The organism is Okeania sp. SIO3I5 (genome assembly GCF_010672085.1).
In the GTDB taxonomy this organism is placed as follows: domain Bacteria; phylum Cyanobacteriota; class Cyanobacteriia; order Cyanobacteriales; family Microcoleaceae; genus Trichodesmium.
On sequence record NZ_JAAHHT010000524.1, the window covers coordinates 1 to 1375 of the forward strand.

At 34.5% G+C, this 1375-nt stretch carries 2 protein-coding genes; one reads left to right on the forward strand and one right to left on the reverse strand.

Annotated features, from left to right (window positions below):
- Positions 1-377: IS200/IS605 family transposase (tnpA, locus tag F6K40_RS40225; protein WP_293145944.1), on the forward strand; the 377-nt coding region annotated here is incomplete at its 5' end.
- 160 nt (positions 378-537) lie between these two features.
- On the opposite strand, the gene F6K40_RS40230 is transcribed toward tnpA, so the two are convergent.
- On the reverse strand, positions 538-963 hold the full coding sequence (locus F6K40_RS40230; protein WP_293145947.1) for a hypothetical protein: 426 nt from the start codon (positions 961-963) through the stop codon (positions 538-540).
- Positions 964-1375: the final 412 nt, after the last annotated feature.

Here is a 1375-nt window from a genome sequence, read left to right on the forward strand (position 1 = left end):
TTTATTCTCTTACTGTTCATATAGTATTTGTCACCAAGTACCGAAAAAAGGTAATTGCCTCTGAAATACTCCCGCAGTTACATAAAATATTTGATGAAACCTGCCAAAAGTGGGAATGTGAGTTAGTAGAGTTTAATGGTGAAGCTGACCATGTACATTTATTAATCACCTTTAACCCAAAAGTTCAACTGAGTAAATTTATAGCCAATCTCAAAACAGTTTCTAGTAGGTTGATCCGAAGAGACTTTGCTGATTACCTAGGTAGGTTTTATCGGAAATCGGTATTGTGGACGGGATCTTATTTTGTTGCTAGTTGTGGAGGTGTAACTATTGAGCAATTAAAACAATATGTTCAACATCAATCGATACCTGTTTAATTGGCTCTCGGCAATTCCCCTCCCGTTAAATCGGAGATTATAACGGGAGACCCCTTGCCGAATTAAGTTGGCACAGTTGTCGGAAATATAATTCAATGGAGTTTTAGCGATCGCCACTATGATAGTTTTTATAGTAACGACCTGGCCTCCAAATTAGTAGCTAAAAGGAGTATATTCTGCCAGTGGGAGAAATATAAACTGATTTATGGTCGGTTGCTTCTGAACCTGGTTTAACTTTTACAGTAACTACATTATCCTCTGCACTATATTCATAAGTAAGTAGACTTTCATTGTATATATTGACTGTGCCATAACCACCAGGTATGTTTGGCAAGTCAACTCTAACATTTGCACTTCTTCCTGCTGGTAAAAATCTTTCTGCTTCAGGAACTAAGTTATAGCTCAGAGTCGTTCCAGTTTCATTTAAAATTTTGAGGATAATTGGCTTTTTTGGATCTGCTGCTTGAGCTTTTGGTTGCCAATATCCAGGTACATAAGTAGAAGCATTTTGAGATAAAGCAATTCTAGGATAAATTGTTAAGGTTGAAGTTATTAATACTGTTGTTATTAAAGCAATTTGTTTCATTGAATAGGGAATAGAGAATAGGGAATAGGGAACAGAAAATAAGGAGTTTTTGGGAATAGAAAAAAAGTAAATTGGAATAAGTTATTGCTGACTTATTTACATCTTTATTACTTAGTAAGCATTTAGCTGGCTGGCTTGCCGTTAGCTCTTTCTGCGGAATACTAAACAGCTTTTTAATGAATTAAGTAAGCACTCGTTTAACTTCTAGTACATTTTTAAGTCATAAATTGAAGCCAAATTAACCACCAACTTAAGTTTTCAATTAAAGCAAATGAAACTGTTAACAAAATTTCTCCACATGAGGCTATCTGAACTCTGAAAACTAATCTTTACTTATTTCTTTTTCAAGAATTTGCATAAACTTTTTTATAGTATTCTTGATACTCTTCAGACAATAATGGCTCCCACCAAT

Coding starts and splice junctions, on each gene's coding strand:
- F6K40_RS40230 (WP_293145947.1), bottom strand. CDS start 963: ATGAAACAAATTGCTTTAATAACAACAGTATTAATAACTTCAACCTTA.